The sequence below is a fragment of the Guptibacillus hwajinpoensis genome, from assembly GCF_020171785.1.
GTDB lineage: Bacteria > Bacillota > Bacilli > Bacillales > Guptibacillaceae > Guptibacillus > Guptibacillus sedimenti.
Genome location: NZ_JAIVAE010000010.1, coordinates 98,680 through 114,809, shown reverse-complemented (window position 1 = coordinate 114,809; position 16,130 = coordinate 98,680). Strand labels below are relative to the sequence as shown.

Genomic DNA, 16,130 nt, shown 5'->3' with positions numbered 1-16,130 from the left:
GAAAGCGGGGAGAACACCATGAGTTACTATGATCAAATTCTGATCAAAAAAGCATCGCTTGATGATGAGAATTTAAAAGAACGGTTACTTCAGTCGTTTCCAGAGCGTGATTTTTATGAGAATGGAAAAGAACTACACATTACGCAAATAGTTGGTAGATTTCTCGGAAGCTACTATGATGAGAATGACTACTTCTTACAATTGCATGATCTGTACAAGTCAAATCAATTTCATGTGCTAAGCGAAGAATTGAACAAAGTGATAAGTCCTGAGAGACTTCAAGCGATCCAATCGATCCATTCGATTAACCAAAAAGAAAACGGACTCTCGGCAAATCGGTTCGTTGCTTTCTTAGAAGGTGCTAAGCTTATTCCGTCTCATCAAAATCCATCTTTAAATCGCCACCTACGAAAGTCATTAATTGCAATCCTTACTCTTTTCGAAAAACAGCACGAGGAGGGATTTAGTCATCCTGAATTCCGCAGGGTCCTTGTTGACTTAATGAAATGGACATGGAATCACCTTGAACCTTGGCTAGCAGAAACTCAGTTTGAAATCAAAATGCCCGGTGTTGTTTGGTACGGAGAAGCAACAACTAGTCAGCAATACTTCTTACTTTATTTGGTTGAACTTGGATGTGATGTGCTTTATTTCCATCCTGAAGGTATCGATTCGTTTCAGGAAATCGATCCGAATGGAGATTTTATGGAGAAGCGCAAACTACCTGCAACTACTAAACTAGAAGATTTTCCGATCGAAAAGCCGGAGAGGCGTTCTACTGTGGCCTATCGGGCAACGAAAGAAATGGACACGGTTCTTCATCATGAAGGCTCCCAGTTGTTTAAACCGTGGCAATTAAGAAGTTATGCTCCAAAGTCCGTTACATTAAAAACCACCTATGATGAATTGTTCTTAATTGCAAAGGAAAAAGCATTCATTCGGCCAAATTTCAAAGTGGATAACGGAAGCGTTCACATCCCGTCTTTATTTGCTAAGGTTATGGGAGTTTCTGAGAATAAGAAGGAATATTGGAACAGACTTCAAGATATCAGCGAAATGAAATCAACTGTTATGATACGTCAATTCCCCTTTACTCAGGAAACGAGAGCCAACCAAAAGTTTCACTATCAACATGCGTTAAATCAAGAAGGTGTATTGGATCCGGAAATCATGATGCAAGGTAATTGGTGGCAATATAAGCACTTGCCAAATGAAACGCAAAAGGCAATTGGACAGGCGATTTCGAGAATGTGCAACAATCCTAAGTTACTTCCTGAAGGTAATGAGTCAGAAGAAGAAATAAAACTTTATCTTTTTTCCCAAACAACTAATATTCCTGAAGAGTTTGTTCATTTAATTCAAACGTTTGATTATTCTCAGGAAGTACCAAAAGTTGTTTTATATAATACAGAAATGAATGGCACGCTTTCTCGATCCGATGCAGCCGTTTTACATCTGCTAAATGAATTTGGTATTGATATTATTCTTTACAATCCACCAGGACACCAATGTATCGAGCGCTTTATTGATGCAAATCAATTTGATATTCATTGGCTAGAAGAAATGGCATATCGTCAGGATTTTAAAGAACCCTCTGTTTTTCGAAAGCTGTTTAAATCAATTAAATTATAATCATAGGAGTGATCGTCCATGACGAATGAAACAGGTTTAACAACGCTTGATAAAAATGAAGAGATCACAGAAGCGAAGGCAGAAGATGTCCGTCTAAAGCTTCGCGAGGAGCAAGAAGTTCAGAAGCTCGCCGGTGAAATTGATGTAAGAGATCAAATGGCTTTACTTGAGTTCGGTAAAGAACCTGCTGTTGAGATTTCGAAGTTCTCTGATAAAATTTTATCGATGATGCGCACTACAAGCGTTACTGATTCTGGCGAAATGCTGAAGCAGCTCGGGAAAATTATGGATCGATTCGATAAAAAAGACTTTGAAGAGCCGAAAACAGGCTTTCTTTCAAAATTCTTCAAAAAAGGCAATGATATGGTTGAGAAGATTTTTGGCAAATATCAAACGCTTGGTGGAGAAATTGAGAAAGTACATGTTGAAATTTCGAAATATAAAGATGAAATGTCACGTTCAACTGGTACACTAGATGAAATGTACCAACATAATCTAAACTATTATGTGGAACTAGAGAAATACGTAGTTGCAGGTCAAATTAAACTTGAAGAGCTTCAAGACAAAGTTCCTGCTATTCAGCAGAAAGTTAGCGCTGGTGATCAGATGGCGCAAATGGAACTGGATACGTTAAATAATGCCATTCAAACGCTTGAGGAACGCATCTATGATCTTGAAATGGCAAGAATGGTGGCCATTCAAACAGCTCCACAAATTCGTCTTCTGCAACGAGGAAATACAAAGTTGATCGGCAAAATCAATTCAGCCTTCATTATTACCATTCCGGTTTTCAAAAATGGTGTCATTCAAGCTGTAACAGCGAAGCGCCAAAAGCTTGTTGCCGACTCTATGAATGAGCTGGACCGTCGTACAAATGAAATGTTGAAAAACAATGCGCAGAATATCTCAAATCAAAGTGTAGAGATTGCGAAGTTGTCAGGTAGACCGAGTGTGAAGATTGAAACGATTGAAGAATCCTGGAACACAATCGTCAAAGGGATGGAAGAAACGCGTGCGATTGAGGATGAAAATAAACGTTTACGTGATGAAGGTACGAAGCGTATTTTAGAACTTCAAGATAATATGAAGAAGATCGGGAATAATTCAGGTCGATCCTAAAAAAAAAGGAAAGGAGAGCGGTTTTGCTCTCCTTTCCTTTTTCTTAGTTCTTTAAATTTCCTTTACGATCCTGGTATTCGCCTTTCGACTTATCGCGCTTACCTTCTTCTTGAAGGTGATGGTCATTCTTTGCGTTCCCAACCTGATCTTTTACTTCACCTTTTGTTTTGGAAACAGCACCTTTTACTTTGTCACTTAACCCTTTATTGTTACTCATAAGATAAACCGCTCCTTTCGTGTTTCTATAGAAGAAAATACCCCATGAAAGGAGTTACCAAACAGGCTTTTCCTTCATGGGGTGAAAAATAGTCATTTAGTTGGATTTGTTTTTCACTGGCTTATTCGTCCATATATCTGATTTTAATCCTTTAATTGTATCCGCATAGAACTGAGGATCTTTCCCAGCTTTACGCTGATCTCGATAATCTTTAAGAGCAACAAAGGCAACTTTACCTATAATTGAGATAACAATTAAGTTAAGAAGCGCCATGAGTCCCATGGAGAGATCAGCCATGCCCCACACGATACCAAAACCAGCTTTAGCACCAAACATGACCATAGCAAGTACGGCGAGTCGGTAAATAAGAAGGGCGGTTTTACTAGATTTAATAAATTCGATATTCGTCTCACCATAATAATAGTTACCAATAATGGAACTAAAGGCGAATAGAAGAACGGCGATGGCAACGAAGATTCCTGCACCACTACCTAAATGCTGGTTCATTGCTTCTTGTGTCAGTTGGACACCGTCTAGCTTTGAGTCAACATAACCGTCTGACATTAAAATCATAAAGGCTGTAGCTGTTGCAATTAATAACGTATCAACAAACACACCAAGCGCCTGAATGAGACCCTGTTTTACCGGGTGAGACACGTCCGCAGTAGCTGCTGCGTTTGGAGCACTACCCATACCTGCTTCGTTAGAGAAGAGACCGCGTTTAATACCTAGTAGCATTGCAGCTCCAACTCCTCCTCCAGTTACTTCTTTAAATCCAAAAGCGTGTTGGAAAATAAGAGCAATCATTGCAGGGATTTCAGTAAAGTTAACGATTAGAACAAAAGCTGCAACAATGACGTAAATGCCAGCCATTATTGGCACAATGATCTGTGAAACGACTGCAATTCTACGAACGCCACCGAAAATAATGATGGCAGTTGCCACAGTCAAAATTGCACCTAATACCCATCGGTTTACATCAAAAGAATTTTCAAAGGCAAGTGCAATCGTATTTGATTGAACAGAGTTAAATACAAGTCCAAAACTGAACGTAATTAGAACAGCGAAAATGATCCCTAACCAACGAGCATTTAATGCGCGCTGCATATAGTAAGCAGGTCCGCCTCGGAAGTCATCTCCATCACGAACTTTATAGATTTGAGCAAGCGTACTCTCGACAAATCCACTAGCTGCTCCGAGTAGAGCAATGACCCACATCCAGAAAACAGCACCGGGACCACCAATACTAACAGCAGAAGCAACTCCGGCAAGATTACCAGTACCAACACGAGATGCCGTACTAATGAAGAAAGCTTGTAAACTCGAGACTGAGTTTTTTCTTCCTTTCATCGTGTCTTTTTCAGCTAACACATGGAACATTTCTCCAAACAGACGAAATTGAACAAAGCGCGAGCGAATCGTGAAATAAAGACCGACACCAATGAGAATAACAATTAGAATGTTTGACCAAATGAGTTCATTACCAGCATCAACAATCGTTTTTAGAATATCCATATGTAAGTCCCTTCTATAAAAAGATTTAGGAAAGAGGAATGGAAGATATTATCACACTTCCCTTATTTGTTCAGAATCTAACGCGGGCTAGGAATCTTTTTTAAAATAATGGAAAAAATAATGTATTTTCTGACAATAAAAACAATACGTTAGAATCTGTCGCACAAATATTCATTATACATGCTCTTTGATAAAGTAGTAACGCATAATGTTAGAAAATCTAACATTATAAAACTTGGTATGTAAACTCAAATGACTACAGCGAGGATGAAGTATAATGAAATGACACGGATTAAAAAATTCCTTAATAATGGATTGTAAGGAGGAGCTGTTAAATTTGCTACTCTTTCATAACCTTCTGGAATGGAAGGGAAGTCTCCTGCTACTGTGATGATTCATGGCAACAGACCTGTCGATCGAAATGAGAATACAAATAAGATAAATACATTCAAGTAAAGAACACGCTGTTCCAAATCGATTCTCAAGTATGATAAATATTTACAAAAATCAGGTAGAAAGTTCGATCGATTCCGAAATAAATCAATTGGTATTGATCTGGATACGCAAGCTAGAAGGGAGGCAAGCCTTTCTCTCTTAAATTCGTTTGTTCGATTTACTTTTTGCAGGGAGGGATTGTTCGCTTTATTCCTATGCAACAGAGTGGTAGAATGAAAGTGGAAGGTATTAAATACAGCTCTGCCCGGGAGGGATTTCAATGATCGAGCAACCTCAAAGTGTTACTGTCATCTCGAATCAACGACAAGTCCAATTACGTGTTGAACGCCTTGCGATTCATCACAGAATAAAAATTCTTGAAGCAGAGAAGGTAGACGGAAATAAATTTTATCTTTTCTTCTATAAAGATGATTTTATTACAGGAAAAACAGCCGAAATGAAGAGTGATTCTCTCGTTGAGAAAGCTTTCCAAAATGGCATCGTTCTTCAAGCTTCACATCCGCTTATTGATCATTTTTTGTCTAATCGAACGCTTCTCCTCAAATCCACTAAGCAAGTCTTTCAATCTGTCCAAAAGCATTACACTCCTCAAGAGACAGCCTTTATCTTTTCTTACTTTGACTCATTTCTCTCAAACGATACGATTATCAAGTTAATGCGTAAGCACTTCTACGAGTACCGACGGAACGGGCAATTGCGCTTAGCGTTTCAAATTCTAGCTACGATGCTACATTTTGATCCAACAAATAAGTGGGCACTTGAACTAGCGCGCAAGTTAGAATACCAAACAATAAGAAATATATATGAAGGAGATTCCAGTGAGCTTGTAGAGGCAGATCCCCTGTTTGCTGAAATCAAAGCTTACGACGATTTGAAGCTAAATCACACCTCTCTTGAAACGATCTTTCGTAAAGAAAAACGTATGTTTGAATTATCCGCATTGCGACTCCACCTTTATCTCCAGTCTCCTTGTGAGGAAGAATTGGACCCACAATCCCTTATCCATGTCACACTCTCTGAACCTGAGAGAGCTCGTCTGCTTTGGTTAATGTACGCTGAAGCGCCTCACCACTTACAACTCAGGAAAAATGCTTTTGAAGCGCTCATGTATTTGAATAAAACAAGCGAAGCGATTCATTTATTATCCGAAAAACAGCGATCGATCTTACAAAGTGAATATGAACTATTACTAAAAGCCTTTCAAGATGAAAGCATCTCCTTGGCAGCTATTGATTTCATTTCTCTACAAAATTTACTTGGACATAAAGAAAATCGGTCTTACCTAGATGGTTTGCTTCATGCGCTTATACCAAGAATGCTTCATGACTTTGGATTAAGCTACGTCTATAGTTGGGTGAAGCCTTTTATTGAGAAAAACAATGATCTCTCAATACTATCAACGGTGCAAACGATGGTAGATATTCAGGATGATCCAGATAAGCAATTTCAGCTAGGAAAACTTTATCATAAAATGAAGCAGTATGACGAAGCGATTACCTGCTTCGATTGGGAGATGGAGCTTCATCCAACAGACCCAACTCCAGTACAATGGTTAACGAAAGTTTACCGTGAGATGGGTAAGGTGGAAGAGTCCAATACGTATATGTCAATCTATTCACAGATGCAAAGGACTTCACAGCAATAGCGCGGGGCTAAGCCTTGCGCTATTTTCTCTTTTCCTCAACGTTTTAAATAATCGAAAGGGTGACTACGTTAATATTTGATAAATATTAGCAGGTTCATATAAACTAAGTGTCATTAAGATTATTTTTAGCTTGTCAGGAGCGAGGTATGGAAAATCAATCAAGTTATGCGTACGACATTATACAAGTGTGTCTATTGGCAGGAAAGGTCATGCTACAAAACGGTGGAGAGACATATCGAGTAGAAGATACAATGACACGAATAGCGGACGCTTACGGGGCATCTCATTCGAATAGTTACGTAACACCAACAGGTATTATTTTTTCAATTGAAGGTCCTGAACCTTCTAAAACGCAATTAATCCGCATATCAGATCGAACGACTGATCTCGATAAGGTGACAAAAGTAAATAGTATTTCCAGAAGGATTAGTAGCGGCGGTTTATCAATTCAAGAAGCATACAATGAGCTTTATCGTCTTGATAAGATGACCGAGCGCTATACCTTTCCGAAACAATTCATTGCTGCTGCGGTTGCCAGCGGTTGTTTTTTAATTATGTTCGAAGGACAGTGGAATGATTTTGTGCCTGCCGTTCTTGCTGGCGGAGGTGGCTTTTATAGTGTAACTCTATTTAATCGTCTCGTGCCCATCAAGTTTTTTGCTGAATTTCTTGCTTCGTTCGTAATTGGTTTACTTGCTGTTCTATTTGTTACGACAGGACTTGGTGAACAACTCGATAAAATTATTATTGGTTCGGTTATGCCACTTGTTCCGGGGTTGTTAATTACGAACGCCGTAAGAGATTTGATGGCTGGACATCTTATCTCCGGGTTATCAAAAGGCGCAGAAGCATTTTTAACAGCTTTTGCGATCGGAGCAGGTATTGCGCTTGTCGTATCATTTTTGTAGAAAGGAAGTAAGAAAATGACATTTGTTGCTCAGATTGTAACGAGCTTTGTGGCAAGCGCAGCTTTTGGCTTGTTGTTTAATGCTCCGAAATCCTCCCTAATAAAAGGTGGGTTTGTCGGTATGTGCGGTTGGATGATTTATTATGTTATGGAAGCTTCAGGAATCGATGTAGTCGTTGCAACAGTGACTGCTTCTTTCTTTATTGCTGTGATTAGTCAGTTTTTTGCAAAAATGTACCGGACGCCCGTTATTATTTTTAGCGTAGCGGGAATTATTCCGCTTGTTCCTGGTGGATTAGCGTATGATGCGATGCGAAATTTTGTCCAAAATGACTATAACAATGCCATTAACCTTGCAGCAAAAGCTTTTATGATTTCAGGTTCGATTGCAGTCGGATTAGTATTCTCAGAAGTGATTAACCAGATCATTCGTCATTCAACACTTACGAGACGTCAAAAACAGTAAAAAATAGGTCGTAATCCTTTTGCGTCATAGCCATTCCCTATGATAACGTTTAAGCGGATGACTCTGTCGAACGGTGTCAAATAATGTTAGTATCTGGGGAGGATCAACGATGAAAACCTATCCCCATCTCGGATTGTTAATAATTCGATTGGTCGTAGGTGTGCTTTTTTTGGTTCATGGATTTTTAAAGTTTTCTGGAGGTATTGAAAACACGATAGCCTTCTTTGAAACAATTGGGATTGCTGGTTTTCTAGCTTATGTTGTTGCTGTCATTGAGATCGTTGGAGGAATTCTAATGATTCTTGGCATAGGAACACGTTTCATTAGCGTGTTATTTTCTATGATTCTAATCGGCGCTCTTCTTACAGTAAAAAGGTCAACAGGTATGCTTGGCGGCTATGAGTTAGATATCGCTTTTCTAGCGATGTCGGTCTCGCTTTTTTTAAGTGGAGGCGGACCTTATAGCCTTTCCAACTGCTTGATTAAGTCGTTACCGTTTAACCAGGAGTCGGAATCGAAGGATTAAAGAGGAAGTGAGTAAGTGGCTAAACCTAAAAAGAAGTTAAAACGAAGTGCCAGATGGTTTTTCTTAGTTGTAGGTATTGTGCTTGTTCTTTTGGTTATTAGCATGCGATTTAAGCCATTTGCTGATACGAAAGGTTTTCAATTAGAAAATCAACCTTTTCTAGGAGAAGAAACGGCTCCGGTAGAATTGGTGGCTTTCGGAGACTATCGATGCCCTTCCTGTCAAACATTTAATGATTCTTTCTTTCCATTGATTCAAGAAAAACTGATTGCTACGGGGAAAGTTAAATTTTATTTTGTTCAGCACCCATTTGTAGATGAGGATTCAACTAGAGCAGCTGAGTTTGCTGAAGTGGTTTATCAAGAGCTTGGAAACGATGTTTTCTGGCAATTTCACCACGTTGTCTATGATCAGCTTCAGGTAGATAAAAACAAGGCAACTTTGTCGTTTTTAACAGAAACTCTTAGTGGTTTGGTGAGCGAGGAAGAAACAGATCAGGTTGTTGCTGCATATAAAAGTGGAGCAGGTGAAAAAGCAGTGAAAGCCGATCTTGCTTATGCAAACAAGCAAAATGTTTCGGCAACGTCTGCCTTACTCGTTGATGAAAAACGATTCGAGGGAAACAGCCTATCAGAATTAACGAATATGGTTGAGAACTCTACGAGTGAATGAGTATTAGGCGCCTTAATGGCGTCTTTTTTTTAAAACATTTTGTTAAACAAACGTTTGATTAACAAAAAAGAGATTAAACAAACGTTTGATTAAGGACGTGTCTTGACTTTGTAAAGAAAGAAGTAAAGAATGAAGAAGTACAATTGAATAATATGGAAAAGGTGTGCTGAATCCAGTACATAATAGGGAAATTGGTGTAAATCCAATGCGGTCCCGCCACTGTAAGAAGTATAAACGATGCGTTATTCCACTTATCAATGATAGGGAAGGAGTATTCGTTCAAAGAAGCTTCAAGTCAGGAGACCTGCCTTTTCTAAAGCACTGATTGACCTACGGATGATAGGGGGGTGTATCGAGAAGGCTAGATGATGCCTATTCGTTATGCATGCTCTTATGTGAAGAGGATGCATTTTTTTATTGTTTGGAAAAGGAGAGAGGATATGAAAAAGACAGTAAGCGAATCAAGAGTCTATAAGAGCAGTCGTATTTTTCCACCGGACTTGAACAGTCACGGAACGTTATTTGGAGGGAAATTACTTGCGGACATGGATATGTTAGCATCAATCGCAGCAACAAGGCATTCTCGTTTAGAATGCGTCACGGTATCGATGGATACAGTTGAGTTTTTGCACCCTATTACTGAAGAAGATTCGATTCATTATGAAGCATTTGTCATTTGGACAGGAAAAAGTTCTATGGAAGTTTTCGTGAAAGTAACCGCTGAACATTTATTGACAGGTGCAAATCGTATAGCAGCTACGTGCTTTATTTCGTTTGTTGCTTTGCTTGAAGGAAAGCCGATGCAAGTCCCTGGAATCGAACCAGAAACAGAAGGGGAGAGGCAACTTAATGTGCTGGCGCAAAAACGAGCTCAAAAACGATTGGAACGTAAAGGAACAAGTAAGAACTTAGCAGAAATTTTAACCATGTTATAACAAAAAGGGAGAGCGGAGTTATCCGTCTCTCCTTTCTTTCGTTCTCACCCTGATTACTTGGAATAAGAAACTTTTTTTGAAAACAAAGTTAGGAAAAGATAGTTGAGTGGTATAGGAGTTAGAGTGGAACGAAATAACCAAAGGAGACGACCAATGTGGATTAAACATGATTTTTTTAAGTATATTACAGGTATAATTCTATTATTAATTTGTTTCTTCTTTTTAACGGAGTTAGGTTTAGTAAAACCAGTAAAAACAATTATCGGTACACTTTTCTACCCCGTTCTTATTGCTGGCTTTTTGTATTATGCGATTAAGCCAATTGTTAAGTTAATGAAGAAAGTTCCCTATGTGTCGGATCTTGCCGCGATATTAGTCGTGTTTTTGGCAATTGCAGGTATCCTCTATACAGGTTTTACTTTTCTAGCAAATCCGATTCAAAGCCAGGTATCTGAGTTTTCAAAGGAATTACCTGAGAAGTTGAAGGAATCAGCAAAAGATGCAGAAAAGATGATGGAGAATAAGGATATGGGAATGTTTTCGGTAGAAAACCTCCAACAAAAAGCAACAGGCTTTTTAGGAAATTTAACACAAAATCTGGGTGATCATATCATGCAAGTTGTGAGTGCATTAACAAGTGCCACCACAGTTCTTGTCATTGTGCCTTTTGTTCTGTTTTATTTCCTTAAGGATGATCACAAATTAAGTCCTTTTCTGTTGAAGTTAATCCCTAATAAACATCAAGGGGAAGGAAGAAAGATTCTTCATAAGATAGATGAAACGCTATCTGCTTATATCATTGGGCAAATAATTGTAGCGATTGTAGACGGAATCTTAATGTATTTTGGCTATTTAATTATCGGCCTACCTTATGCATTAATATTAGGACTGTTTGTTATGGTCACAGCTGTGGTTCCATTCTTTGGACCTATCATTGGAGTTATCCCAGCACTTGTGGTGGCTTTAACTCAAGAACCTATTTTAGCGTTGTATGTGATTATTATTACAATAGTCGTTCAACAATTAGAAGGAAATTTGGTAGCGCCTGTAGTACTCGGCAAAAGGTTAAACATTCATCCCTTAACGATTATTCTACTACTCATTGTAGCAGCTGCTTTATATGGCTTCATAGGAATGCTGATTGCTATCCCACTTTATTCAGTTATTAAAGTCATTGTTAAGAATTTCTATGAATTCTATCGCATACGGCATCGATCTGAATTAACTGAATAACGATGAACTCCCCTAATTCGTTTAAGAATAGGGGAGTTTGTCTTTTAGGTATCTTTATAAATAAAGGTGTGCAAGGCGTTCGTATGAATTTTTCCGTTCTTTAGGGTCGTGTAAGTTTGTGAGTACCATAAATTCTTCTGTCTCATAAAGCTCGGCCAAGTCATCGATTTTCTTTTTAACTGTAGAGGGAGAACCAATAATCATTCGCTTTCGGTTTGTTTCTATCCTTCCCTTTTCGGAAGCAGTATATCGATATTTCCTTGCTTCTTCAGGAGAGGGAATACGGCTATCGAGGCCTTTTTCAACACGTAAAAGCCAGAGGTCCTGGCTTTGAGCAAGTTCCTCAGCATGTTCATCTGTTTCTCCACAAACAACAAAAAGCGCTATGATTGCTGAAGGGGATGAACTATAGTAGGTTGATTTGAACAACTCATAGTAGGTTTTTAACGTATTTTTTCCTCGATCGGGTTTAATGAAGTGGCCAAAAACATAGCCAATTCCTAACTCTGCTGCTTTTTTTGCACTATTTTCTCCCATGCCCAGAAGCCAGAGAGAAGGCGGGGTGTTCGTTTGTGGTGCTGCTTTGATACCAGCATATTCATGTCCGCTAGGCATGGAATCAGTTAAATAGTGAGAAAGCTCTTTTAACTGACGGGGAAACTCATTTAAGCTTTTATTTACGCCATCTGTTAAAGCGAGTCTCGTTTTTGCTGTACCTCCAGGAGAACGTCCTACGCCGAGGTCAATTCGACCAGGGTGCAGCGCTTCTAACTGACGAAAGTTTTCGGCTACTTTAAAAGGACTGTATTGTGGGAGTAAGACACCTCCAGAACCTACTTTAATGCGATTTGTTGAGGCTGCTATATGTGCCATCATAATCTCAGGAGCTGTGCTAGCTAGTCCTTTTGTACTGTGGTGTTCTGCAAACCAGTATCGTTTATATCCTAGATCTTCTGCTAAAATAGCAAGGTTTCGTGTATTTTCAAGGGTTGTATATGAGTCACTTCCTGAGGGAATGGGAGCTTGATCAAGAATACTTAAGTTTATCAATCGTCCTGCATCTCCTTCTATTCTCTATGTTAGTATAAGCAATCTCATTCTATCCTAACGCTTTAAGTAGGGATGGTATAGTGATAAGACTTCTTTTTTTAATGAAATGTGAAATAGTGAGCAAAGTGATTGCGACTTTGGAGAAGATGTCATATACTAAAAATATAGAAATTGTGAAAAACATCACATACTCATTGTTTTATATGTGAAATCATTCACAATTTAATGAGGAGGAATATTGATGAAAGTAGCAGTTGTTGGATGTACACATGCCGGAACAGCGGCAGTTACAAATATAGCAAGGCGTTATCCAGAAGCTAGTATTACTGTTTATGAGCGTAATGATAATGTATCCTTTTTATCATGTGGAATTGCTCTATACGTAGGTGGAGTTGTAAAGGATCCTCAAGGGTTATTCTACTCATCTCCAGAAGCATTAGAAGAGATGGGCGTAAAGATGAAAATGAAACACGAAGTATTGCAAATTGATTCTAAAAATAACTGTATTCGCATTAAAAATTTAGATACAGCCGAAGTGTTTGATGATGATTACGATAAACTAGTGATGGCGACTGGTTCATGGCCAATCGTACCGCCAATTGAAGGAATTCAACTTCATAATATCCTTTTATCAAAAAATTACACCCAAGCCAATACAATTATTGAAAAAGCGAAAGATGCTAAGCGCGTAACTGTAATTGGTGCAGGCTATATTGGAGTTGAATTAGTAGAGGCTTTTCGGAAATATGGAAAAGAAGTAACGCTTATCGATGGAGAAGACCGTATTTTAAGTAAGTATCTTGATCCTGAATTCACCAATATTATAGAAGAAGATTTTAGAGAGCGTGGGATAAAGCTTGCTCTTGATGAAACTGTAACGCGCTTCGAAGGTGAAGAGACCGTCTCTAAAGTGGTAACAACTAAAGGTGAATATGAAACAGATCTCGTTATCCTTTCAGTAGGTTTTCGTCCAAATACAGATCTTCTTAAAGGTCAGGTAGATATGATGGCAAACGGTGCCATTATTGTGGATGAATATATGAGAACGAGTCAACCTACGATTTTTGCTGCGGGCGATAGCTGTGCGATTCGTTATAATCCAACTGGCGAAAATGCATATATTCCTCTAGCTACAAATGCGGTTCGAATGGGAACACTTGTTGGACAGAACATTATGGAGCCTACTACTAGATATATGGGTACTCAAGGGACATCAGGCTTGCATCTTTTTGATTATAGCATGGCTTCTACTGGGCTAACTGAGAAGGCAACACTTCGTGTGGGCAAAAATGTGAAAACAATCACAATAAAAGAAAATAACCGGCCTGAATTTATGCCAGATTATGAAGTCATTACGTTAAAAGTTGTCTATGAAGAAGAGAGTAGAAAAATTTTAGGTGCGCAGGTGATCTCTAAAGCTGATGTAACGCAATCGATTAATACACTATCTGTGTGCATTCAAAACTCCATGACAATTGATGAACTAGGATACATTGATTTCTTTTTCCAGCCACACTTTAATAAGCCTTGGAATTTTCTTAATCAGGCCGGTCTCCAGGCGGCTTTATAATTGTATGTCCTCTGGCATCACACTATGCCAGAGGATTTCTTTTATATTCTGCGATGCTTGCATCCTAACCTTACGATAGCCATAATAAAGGATAGAAAATGTGTAGGAGAGAGTGAAAAAGTAGTGATTAACAAAAAGATTGAGATAAATGGAGACCAAAATTATACGCGTATATACCTCATTCGCCATGGCGAAAGTGAATGGAATGCAGCAGGAGACCTCTATTGTGGGAGAACGGATATTGGCCTTTCTAAAGAAGGCATCGCCCAAGCGAAGAATGCAGGCGACTTTCTTAGTTCGGTGGCATTTGACCGAGCATATGCTTCCCCATTGATTCGAGCACGTAATACAGCTGAACTTATTTTAGGAGAACGAAACTTACCGATTCAACTAGACGAACGGATCTATGAAGGGGATTTTGGCGAGTGGGAAGGACGGTCAAAAGCCGAGTTTATAAAAGAAGATCCAGATTCATGGGAGAATTGGATGGCGAATCCCTGGAAAACAAAAGCTGGCAGAACGGGTGAAACTGCTCGTGAAATGTATGAGAGAGCATCTTCTTTCTTTAAGGAAGTTAGTGACAAACACCCCGGTGAAACTGTACTTGTTGTCGCTCATAACAACACCATTCGCTTCTTCCTTGCAGGTATACTAGGGATGCCTTTTTCAAACTATCGTCGCATCTTTCAAGATAATACAGGTATCAATGTTCTCGATGTGGATGGTGATGATATTCTCATACGTAGTCTGAATCTTAATGCCCATTTAAATGATTGAATAAAAAAAAGCGGTGCAGCACCGCTTTTTTCTATTGAGAAAGTTCTTTGTATGATTTTTTGACAACGCTACTTAAAGCGATCAGAGCAATGACGTTCGGTAATACCATAAATGCGTTAAATGTATCGGCAAGTTGCCAAACGAACGGAACGTTTAAGACAGTCCCAAGGACGATGAAGATAAGCACAGCGGCACGATAATACGGCACACTTTTTTCACCAAATAAATAGTTTACGTTTGTTTCACCAAAGTAAGCCCATCCTAAAATCGTTGTAAAGCTAAAGAACAATAAACTAAACGCAATAAAATAAACACCAAAGCTTCCGAGCCCACTAGTAAAACTAGCCTGAGTTAATTCGATGCCTGTTAAATTAGAACTTGCCCCGTCCGTTACAAGAATAACAAGGGCTGTAACAGTACAAATAATTACGGTATCGATTAGAACACCGACCATGGCAACAAATCCTTGTTGGGCAGGATGCTTCACTTCTGCCACAGCGTGAGCGTGAGGTGTTGACCCCATACCTGCTTCGTTGGAGAATAGCCCTCTTGCAACGCCATATCGAATGGCTTCTTTAATAGAAGCACCAAGCACTCCGCCTCCAGCAGATTCAGGAGTGAAAGCTGACTCCACGATAAGTGATAACGCTGGAAGTACTTGATCAAAATGTAAGACAAGAATCATAAGGGCCCCAATGATGTAGAGTAACGCCATGATTGGAACAACATTTCCTGCAAATCGGGCGATGCGATTGATACCACCGAATAGAATTAAACTAATTAATATCGCAACGCCGAAACCGATCACAAGCGGTGGAATTTGAAAGGCGGTTTGAAATGCTTCTGCTATTGAGTTGGATTGCACCATATTCCCGACAAATCCAAGAGCGCAAATAATGGCTATGGCAAAGAAAGCCGCTAGTTTTTTACTACCTAGCCCGTCGCGGATATAGTAAGCAGGCCCACCTTTCACAACTCCGTTTTCTTTAACGCGAAACTTCTGAGCTAGCACAGCTTCCGCAAAGATCGTGGCCATTCCAAGAAAGGAAGAGATCCACATCCAAAAAATAGCTCCTGGTCCACCTGCTGCAATAGCAGTGGCCACCCCGGCTAAGTTTCCTGTTCCTACTTGAGCGGCAATGGCTGTTGAGAGTGCCTGGTAAGATGAAATGCCGTTTTGTTTCTTTTTCGAGAAAAGGGGGCCAAATGTTTGACGAAACCCTTCTTTTAAACCTGTAAACTGGATAAATCCAAGACGTATCGTGAAGAATAGTCCAGTTCCAAGAAGAAGGGAAATCATAATAGGTCCCCACAGAATCTCATTTATCGCTTCTATTGCTTGCACTGTTGTCAACTCGCTCTCATGAAAAAATAAGATTCTCCAATGATAGCTTACTTTTTCACTATACT

15 protein-coding genes and 1 riboswitch are annotated in these 16,130 nt (G+C 39.2%); of the genes, 11 read left to right on the top strand and 4 right to left on the bottom strand.

Features of this window, described 5'->3' with window-relative positions; translation table 11 throughout:
- Window positions 1–18 precede the first annotated feature (18 nt).
- Complete coding sequence (locus LCL91_RS15525; protein ID WP_224883652.1) at window positions 19–1,632, top strand: YceG family protein; 1,614 nt, start codon at window positions 19–21, stop codon at window positions 1,630–1,632.
- Window positions 1,633–1,650: 18 nt separating this feature from the next.
- Window positions 1,651–2,751, top strand: coding sequence for a toxic anion resistance protein (locus LCL91_RS15520; protein WP_098446209.1), 1,101 nt, complete (start codon window positions 1,651–1,653; stop codon window positions 2,749–2,751).
- 43 nt (window positions 2,752–2,794) lie between these two features.
- Here LCL91_RS15520 and LCL91_RS15515 read toward each other — a convergent pair whose 3' ends face one another.
- Entirely contained in the window at window positions 2,795–2,968 is a 174-nt protein-coding gene (locus tag LCL91_RS15515) for a CsbD family protein (protein WP_224883650.1), read from the bottom strand.
- 96 nt (window positions 2,969–3,064) lie between these two features.
- A complete protein-coding gene (locus LCL91_RS15510) occupies window positions 3,065–4,483 on the bottom strand; it encodes an alanine/glycine:cation symporter family protein (protein ID WP_224883648.1) in 1,419 nt (472 codons plus the stop codon).
- A 715-nt stretch (window positions 4,484–5,198) separates the two neighbouring features.
- On the opposite strand from LCL91_RS15510, the gene LCL91_RS15505 reads away from it, so the two are divergent.
- From LCL91_RS15505 to LCL91_RS15475, 7 genes are all read left to right on the top strand, one after another.
- The gene (locus tag LCL91_RS15505; RefSeq protein WP_224883646.1) at window positions 5,199–6,584 is read left to right on the top strand and encodes a tetratricopeptide repeat protein; all 1,386 of its coding nucleotides are present in this window, start codon (window positions 5,199–5,201) and stop codon (window positions 6,582–6,584) included.
- A gap of 146 nt (window positions 6,585–6,730) precedes the next feature.
- A complete protein-coding gene (locus LCL91_RS15500; RefSeq protein ID WP_224883644.1) occupies window positions 6,731–7,492 on the top strand; it encodes a threonine/serine exporter family protein in 762 nt (253 codons plus the stop codon).
- Between the two features lie 15 nt (window positions 7,493–7,507).
- The gene (locus tag LCL91_RS15495; protein WP_224883642.1) at window positions 7,508–7,957 is read left to right on the top strand and encodes a threonine/serine exporter family protein; all 450 of its coding nucleotides are present in this window, start codon (window positions 7,508–7,510) and stop codon (window positions 7,955–7,957) included.
- Window positions 7,958–8,066: 109 nt separating this feature from the next.
- Window positions 8,067–8,483 carry a DoxX family protein gene (locus LCL91_RS15490; protein WP_224883640.1) on the top strand — a complete coding sequence of 139 codons (417 nt, stop codon included), beginning with the start codon at window positions 8,067–8,069 and terminating at the stop codon, window positions 8,481–8,483.
- A 15-nt stretch (window positions 8,484–8,498) separates the two neighbouring features.
- Window positions 8,499–9,155: a DsbA family protein gene (locus LCL91_RS15485; RefSeq protein ID WP_224883638.1), complete on the top strand. Its 657-nt coding sequence runs from the start codon at window positions 8,499–8,501 to the stop codon at window positions 9,153–9,155.
- 142 nt (window positions 9,156–9,297) lie between these two features.
- A riboswitch (cobalamin riboswitch) is annotated at window positions 9,298–9,481 on the top strand.
- A 114-nt stretch (window positions 9,482–9,595) separates the two neighbouring features.
- Window positions 9,596–10,090, top strand: coding sequence for an acyl-CoA thioesterase (locus LCL91_RS15480; RefSeq protein ID WP_224883636.1), 495 nt, complete (start codon window positions 9,596–9,598; stop codon window positions 10,088–10,090).
- A 153-nt stretch (window positions 10,091–10,243) separates the two neighbouring features.
- Window positions 10,244–11,323: an AI-2E family transporter gene (locus LCL91_RS15475; RefSeq protein WP_224883634.1), complete on the top strand. Its 1,080-nt coding sequence runs from the start codon at window positions 10,244–10,246 to the stop codon at window positions 11,321–11,323.
- A 54-nt stretch (window positions 11,324–11,377) separates the two neighbouring features.
- On the opposite strand, the gene LCL91_RS15470 is transcribed toward LCL91_RS15475, so the two are convergent.
- Window positions 11,378–12,373, bottom strand: coding sequence for an LLM class flavin-dependent oxidoreductase (locus tag LCL91_RS15470; RefSeq protein WP_224883633.1), 996 nt, complete (start codon window positions 12,371–12,373; stop codon window positions 11,378–11,380).
- Between the two features lie 241 nt (window positions 12,374–12,614).
- On the opposite strand from LCL91_RS15470, the gene LCL91_RS15465 reads away from it, so the two are divergent.
- Window positions 12,615–13,943: a CoA-disulfide reductase gene (locus LCL91_RS15465; protein ID WP_224883632.1), complete on the top strand. Its 1,329-nt coding sequence runs from the start codon at window positions 12,615–12,617 to the stop codon at window positions 13,941–13,943.
- Between the two features lie 123 nt (window positions 13,944–14,066).
- Window positions 14,067–14,720: a histidine phosphatase family protein gene (locus tag LCL91_RS15460; protein ID WP_224883631.1), complete on the top strand. Its 654-nt coding sequence runs from the start codon at window positions 14,067–14,069 to the stop codon at window positions 14,718–14,720.
- Window positions 14,721–14,751: 31 nt separating this feature from the next.
- Here the strand turns inward: LCL91_RS15460 and LCL91_RS15455 are convergent, their stop codons facing one another.
- On the bottom strand, window positions 14,752–16,065 hold the full coding sequence (locus LCL91_RS15455) for an alanine/glycine:cation symporter family protein (protein WP_224883799.1): 1,314 nt from the start codon (window positions 16,063–16,065) through the stop codon (window positions 14,752–14,754).
- Window positions 16,066–16,130 lie beyond the last annotated feature (65 nt).

Bases quoted from the DNA above. Each gene is read 5' to 3' on its own strand.
- LCL91_RS15465 (WP_224883632.1), top strand. From the start codon at position 12,615: ATGAAAGTAGCAGTTGTTGGATGTACACATGCCGGAACAGCGGCAGTT.
- LCL91_RS15490 (WP_224883640.1), top strand. From the start codon at position 8,067: ATGAAAACCTATCCCCATCTCGGATTGTTAATAATTCGATTGGTCGTA.
- LCL91_RS15520 (WP_098446209.1), top strand. From the start codon at position 1,651: ATGACGAATGAAACAGGTTTAACAACGCTTGATAAAAATGAAGAGATC.
- LCL91_RS15515 (WP_224883650.1), bottom strand. From the start codon at position 2,968: ATGAGTAACAATAAAGGGTTAAGTGACAAAGTAAAAGGTGCTGTTTCC.
- LCL91_RS15510 (WP_224883648.1), bottom strand. From the start codon at position 4,483: ATGGATATTCTAAAAACGATTGTTGATGCTGGTAATGAACTCATTTGG.
- LCL91_RS15475 (WP_224883634.1), top strand. From the start codon at position 10,244: ATGTGGATTAAACATGATTTTTTTAAGTATATTACAGGTATAATTCTA.
- LCL91_RS15505 (WP_224883646.1), top strand. From the start codon at position 5,199: ATGATCGAGCAACCTCAAAGTGTTACTGTCATCTCGAATCAACGACAA.
- LCL91_RS15525 (WP_224883652.1), top strand. From the start codon at position 19: ATGAGTTACTATGATCAAATTCTGATCAAAAAAGCATCGCTTGATGAT.
- LCL91_RS15480 (WP_224883636.1), top strand. From the start codon at position 9,596: ATGAAAAAGACAGTAAGCGAATCAAGAGTCTATAAGAGCAGTCGTATT.
- LCL91_RS15500 (WP_224883644.1), top strand. From the start codon at position 6,731: ATGGAAAATCAATCAAGTTATGCGTACGACATTATACAAGTGTGTCTA.
- LCL91_RS15495 (WP_224883642.1), top strand. From the start codon at position 7,508: ATGACATTTGTTGCTCAGATTGTAACGAGCTTTGTGGCAAGCGCAGCT.